This is a genomic window from uncultured Campylobacter sp. (assembly GCF_938045595.1).
Taxonomy (GTDB): domain Bacteria; phylum Campylobacterota; class Campylobacteria; order Campylobacterales; family Campylobacteraceae; genus Campylobacter_B.
In genome coordinates this window covers 1-5,488 of record NZ_CALIBB010000292.1, presented here as the reverse complement: position 1 = coordinate 5,488, position 5,488 = coordinate 1, and the positions used below count along the sequence as shown (strand labels likewise).

5 protein-coding genes are annotated in these 5,488 nt (G+C 48.9%); 2 read left to right on the top strand and 3 right to left on the bottom strand.

Annotated features, from left to right (window positions below; genetic code table 11):
- The first annotated feature begins 429 nt into the window (after positions 1–429).
- Both Q0340_RS11350 and Q0340_RS11345 read left to right on the top strand, forming a co-directional pair.
- Positions 430–1,053: a hypothetical protein gene (locus Q0340_RS11350; protein WP_298083389.1), complete on the top strand. Its 624-nt coding sequence runs from the start codon at positions 430–432 to the stop codon at positions 1,051–1,053.
- A 211-nt stretch (positions 1,054–1,264) separates the two neighbouring features.
- Complete coding sequence (locus Q0340_RS11345) at positions 1,265–1,453, top strand: hypothetical protein (protein WP_298083388.1); 189 nt, start codon at positions 1,265–1,267, stop codon at positions 1,451–1,453.
- Positions 1,454–2,690: 1,237 nt separating this feature from the next.
- Here Q0340_RS11345 and msrB read toward each other — a convergent pair.
- The 3 genes from msrB to Q0340_RS11330 all read right to left on the bottom strand — a co-directional run.
- A complete protein-coding gene (gene msrB / locus Q0340_RS11340; protein WP_298083391.1) occupies positions 2,691–3,638 on the bottom strand; it encodes a peptide-methionine (R)-S-oxide reductase MsrB in 948 nt (315 codons plus the stop codon).
- A gap of 455 nt (positions 3,639–4,093) precedes the next feature.
- Complete coding sequence (locus tag Q0340_RS11335) at positions 4,094–4,231, bottom strand: hypothetical protein (RefSeq protein ID WP_297882193.1); 138 nt, start codon at positions 4,229–4,231, stop codon at positions 4,094–4,096.
- A 1,156-nt stretch (positions 4,232–5,387) separates the two neighbouring features.
- On the bottom strand, positions 5,388–5,488 hold a 101-nt coding region (locus tag Q0340_RS11330; protein ID WP_298083390.1), incomplete at its 5' end, for a hypothetical protein.

Genomic DNA, 5,488 nt, shown 5'->3' with positions numbered 1-5,488 from the left:
ACCTTTTGAACCGCAATCAAATGCTCTATCCAGCTGAGCTACGAGCGCACGAATAAAAAGAAAACGGGATTATAGCGTTTTTAGCTTAAATTTAGCCAAAAGGCGGTTTAAATTTAGACATGCGATAAATTTCAGCTTCGCATTTTTCGTATTTTTGCGTTTGCCTTATCGCGACGCCCAGTTTTTCGTTTAAATTCCAACGTGCAAGAATTTTAACCTACTCAAATTTACCTTGTATCGCGCCGAAATTTAACTTGCTTAAGGATTGAATCTTAGAATTTAAATTTTATCCTACTTAAAATTCCGCGAGCCAAATTTAAAATATCCTAAAAATTTTACGACCTTGCAGCCCAAATCCTGCGTAAAATAAATAAAATTTATCGCTTTTTAGGTATCATAAGCAAGTAATAAAATGAACAAGGAGAGAAAATGAAGCGAGTATTTTTGGCGTTTGTGCTGTGGCTCGGTTTTAGCGGGGCTGCTTTTGCGATGCAAGATACGGAGCCGAGCGAGGCGCAAGGACAAAATTCCGCGGGAGTTAAAATTTTAAGCGACGGGTTTTATAAAATGTCCGCCGAAGAGCGCGGTAAGGCATTGAATGATTGTGATGCTTCGCACTTCTATAGAGGATGTGATAAAATTTTTTCACAAGAGATCTCGCAACTTATTAAAAAGTGCGATATGGGCGACGGTAAATATAGCGCTTATCAGAATTTATTAAGTATCACGGATAAGCGCTGCTTTGAAAAAGAGGGGATTGAAAATTCCTTAGCGTGTGGTTTATACGGCGAAATTTTACTTAAGACAAATAGATCTTCAATTGCATTAAAACCATTAACAAGAGCTTGTGAGGTAGGCAAAATATGGAATTTTTGTTTGCTTAGCGCATTAACTTATTTTGAATATGCTTTAGATGTAGACGAGGTAATTAAATATATGACGATGACGCGAGATTTGGCGTATGATAAGGAGCATTTCAATAAAATCATCAAAAAATTGCAAGATTGCAAAGCCGATAAAGAGTGCAATCCTGCAAAATTAGAATTTCAATAGGCAAACGCCGAGAGCAAATACGGCGGGCTAAATTTCTAAATTTAAAAAGCAAAGGAAAGATCGCTATGGCGGATAGGCTGATCGACATCGGGCTCATTTTGTTTTTCGGCGGCTTTGGCTTTGTATGCTATATAAACGGCGTATTGGGCATAGGCAAAGACTATATGCAGCGCAATAAAATAGACTTGATGCGCCGGACCCGAGGCACATTTTGCGCTCCAACACGCCGTTTGATTCGAACGAGCCGCTAGAATTAAAATTTAAAGAGCCCAAAAGCAAGCACATAATCTACAATTTCTTCGAGCTCATCATCCATTATGCGATAATCGCGCCGTTTTTAGCGATCTATGCGGGAATTTTTCTATTTTGCGCAGGGCTAGCCATTAAAATTCTATCCTAAATTTAAAATTTGCGACGCGGATGCAGAGCGGGCATTGCATAGACGCCGTTATTCGTAGCGGAATTTCAAAATTTTATACTGCACCTCTTGCTAAGCACGCTACACTTATTATAAAAATTTTATCGCCGAATCCACGGCTTGTGAATTTTATTCCGTGATTTCCGTTTCTATCGGGGCGGGAAGGGGCTCTCATTGCGTCTCATTGCGAGGTCGCATTTCTCGCGGGCGCCGCCTCCTCAGCACCGCATTGCTCTGCTCGCCCGCAAACCCCACCTAACCCCCTATAACGCTATATGGGTGAGCTGCACTCGCATTAAATTCTTTCTATTACAGCTACGCCGCATGAAATTCTTTAGAGGTAAATTTATCGTATTTGGAATTTTAAAATTCTATCCGTAACCGCCAAACCAATTTATCCGCCGATAAATCGTCAAACCGCCGACCGACCGCAAAACCGAAACGGCTTGTGGCGATGAAATTTAAGCAATGCGAGCTCAAATTCCATCCACGGCACGGCTTCTCCGTGGCGCGTTCATTTTGGCAGCGGTGCGACCGCAGCCGCACTCTATTAAAATTCTATTCGGAACTGCCCTCGCCTCGTTTAAATTCTATCGCACAAATTTTGCCGAGCGCTAAGGCGGAGGATGAACCGCCCCCGCTTTGTTTAAATTCCGCTGCACCGACCGATCGCCGACCAGCCCCGGGATCGGTTACGAGCTCATTACAGGACCGATCGGCAGCAAACCGGCCACAAACCAGCAGCCCGCCGAAGCAAACGATCTAGCAAAATCGAAAAGATCGGTCGCAAACAAACCTGTCGTCAAATCAAGGGATCACCGAAGCGCTAAATCGGTCGTCGGTTTGGTTTCAAAACCGCTTGGTACGCCAAATGAGCAGGCCGATTAACAATCCGAGCCGCAAATCCCCGACCGATTGCAATCCGAGCGAACTGATCCGCAAATGAGCAAACGGACTAACGAGTTAGACGATCTAACCGCAAATTGCCGACTAATTGCGAGCCGAGCCGCTAAACCGCTCGGTCACAGACCGGCCTCCAAGCTGCTCCGCCACAAGTCAGCCCTAAACCTACCCAAGCTGTAAGCATAACCCGAAGCCGTCCGGTCCGGTCGTAAGCCGATCCCGAAGCCGCACGGTAAGCGGGCTAGCCTCAAAATCGCCCAAACCGCAAGCCGGTCCCGAAACTGCTCGGTCGCAAGCCAAACTAGAAGCCGCCGCGTTACTCTACATAAATTTTATAATCCCCGTAGCCTAGCGCGTCCATCTCCTCAAGCGGTATAAATTTCAAACTCGCGCCGTTGATGCAGTATCTCATACCGCCCTTCTCTCTCGGTCCGTCATTAAAGACGTGCCCCAAATGGCTGCCTCCTACGCGGCTTGAGACCTCGACGCGCTGCATGCCGTGGCTGTAATCTTGCGCATAGGCGATCGCATCGGTCGTTATCGGCTTTGAAAAGCTCGGCCAGCCGCAGCCAGCGTCAAATTTATCGGTGGATGAAAAAAGCGGCTTTTTCGACACGATGTCGATGTAGATGCCCTTTTTATAATTCTTGTCGTATTCGCTCGAAAACGGCCGCTCGGTCGCCTTTTCCTGCGTGACCTGATACTGAAGCTCGGTTAAATTTTTCTTCAGCTCCTCCTTGCTTTGCACTTTAAATTTCTCATCGTCCTCAAGCGGTTTTTTGGCTAGGCGCAGATCGATGTGGCAGTATCCGCCCGGGTTTTTACCGAGATAGTCCTGATGATACTCCTCGGCGCGGACGAAATTCCTTAGCGGCGCCACTTCTACGGCGATCTTTTCTTTAAATTTTGCCTGCTGCGCGGCTATGAAAAAGCGCGCTAGCTCGCCGCTCGCCTCGTCGGTGTAGTAGATGCCCGTGCGATACTGGCGGCCACGGTCGTTACCTTGCTTGTCGATCGAGAACGGATCGATGATGCGGAAATAATGCGCCAAAATTTCAGGCTCGCTGATGACGTTAGCGTCGTATTTTAAGTGTAGCGTCTCGGCGTGGTCGCTGCTATGCAGCCCCTCGTAGCTTGCCTGATCGCTCTTGCCGTTGGCGTAGCCCACCTGCGTCGCGACTATGCCGTCAAGCTGCTTAAAATACGCCTCCATGCCCCAAAAGCAGCCGCCTGCCAGATAAATTTCTTTCACGTTTGCGTTCATACCGCCTCCTTTAACTTTAAAATTTGCGTCCGCCGCACCGGCGCTACCGCCGCCGCCTGCGGCATTGAGCGCGACTAAATAACCCGCCGCCAAAGCAAAGAGGCAGATTAAAACTTTAGAAATTTTCATTTTGATCCTTTCGTTTTGAATTTTGCGCAATTTTACAATCTCTAAATGAAGCGAGAGTGAAAGAGAGAAATTTTATCGCTTACGGCGGATCGCTACCCAAATTTTATCGCCGCGGGATCGGAGCTTTCGGCTCGCCGTCGCCGCAGAATTAGAATTTTATCGCTGCGGCGCAAGATCAAAATTTTATCTTATCCTCGCGGCACGCTGCAGCATCGGAATTTTACCTCCTCGCAAGCGGTTAAAATTCTATGCTATAACGAGGGCTGAAATTTTACCGCCGCCGCCAAGATTAAAATTTTACCGCTTCAGCGGGGGGCTGGATTTCGCTAGCGCGGCAAGCGGTTGGATTTGATCGCCGCGGCAAGAATTAAAATTTTGCTACCGCTGTAGGGTTGGAATTTCGTCGCCCCCTGCGCTACGATGAAATTTGTCCCTTTTACGAGCGAGACTCTTGCGCCGTCCATTCGCCTGCGCTACGGCTCGCGTGAAATTTATCCATTCATCGCGGCTTACGTGGGGATTTTAGAGATTTTGATACACCCTATTGCGGCGCGAAATTTTATTGTCGCGCCTCGCGGCTAGATTTTGCTACCATCGTGGGGATCAAAATTTTACCGCCGCGCAACCGTGGCTTGAGCCTGATTTAGCGCCTTTGCGAGTTTTACGACGCGGCCGAATTCTACCGCGCGCGTTTTGCGAGGGCACGGACTGCTCGCGGGACGGAAGCTTTGCACTGCGCCCGCTACTCTACTACGCGATTAAATTTTATCTACGCACCGCTTCAAATGCGGCACGGCACTTGTCCACCGCGCGGCTAAATTTTCTACACGCCGCTTAGGTTGCGGCACGGCGTCCATCTGCTCGCAGCACGATTAAAATTTGTCTATGCGCGCGCCCGATCGCGACGAGGCACCGCCTTAAAAATTTATACTCCGCTCCGTATCTACTGCGAAACGGCGCCGAAATTTCAACGCAAAATGGGCGCCATGAAATTTTCGCGCCGCGAGATAAAATTTGTGCGCCGTTATACGACGACGAGGCGCGAACCCATCCGCTGCGCGCGCGATTAAATTTAAAATTTACGCGCCGCGGTCGCTAGATAAAATTTTCGCGACCATTCAGGAGCGGCGGATGATTAAATTTAGATTGCGCCGCACCGATACGTAGCGGTATGTCGCATAGCCAAAAACTCGCGCCGTGCAGTAGTATAACGAAGCGCGAACAGTCTGATTCGCACTGCCTCCGCCACGTAGCGGAGCGCAGTCAAATTTACATCGCGCACGGCTGCGTAGCGGAGGTAGCCGGACTTGCGCCGCGCAGTCGCGAGCAGCCGGATCCGCACCGCATTGGTGCGTAACAAAGCACCATGCATTAGATCCGCACCGCGCCACTACAAAACGATATACCGCACAGCTAAATCGTCGTCGCACAACCGTATGGCAAAGCGCAAGTAGTCCGATTCGATCACGCCCAGCGCGTATCGGAGCGCAGTCAAATTTATATCGCGCCCGATACACAGAGAGCAACGAGATCCGCCCCTGCGCGGTTTTTAAGATTTGCAACGGCATAAAAAGCTACGCAGCGAGCAACGAAATCCACTCCACCGCAGGCGAGTGAAATTTAGTGCAAAAAGTGGCGCACTCCGGTAAAATACATCGCCATGCCAAACTCGTCGGCGCTTGCGATCACCTCATCGTCGCGGATGCTGCCGCCGGGCTGCA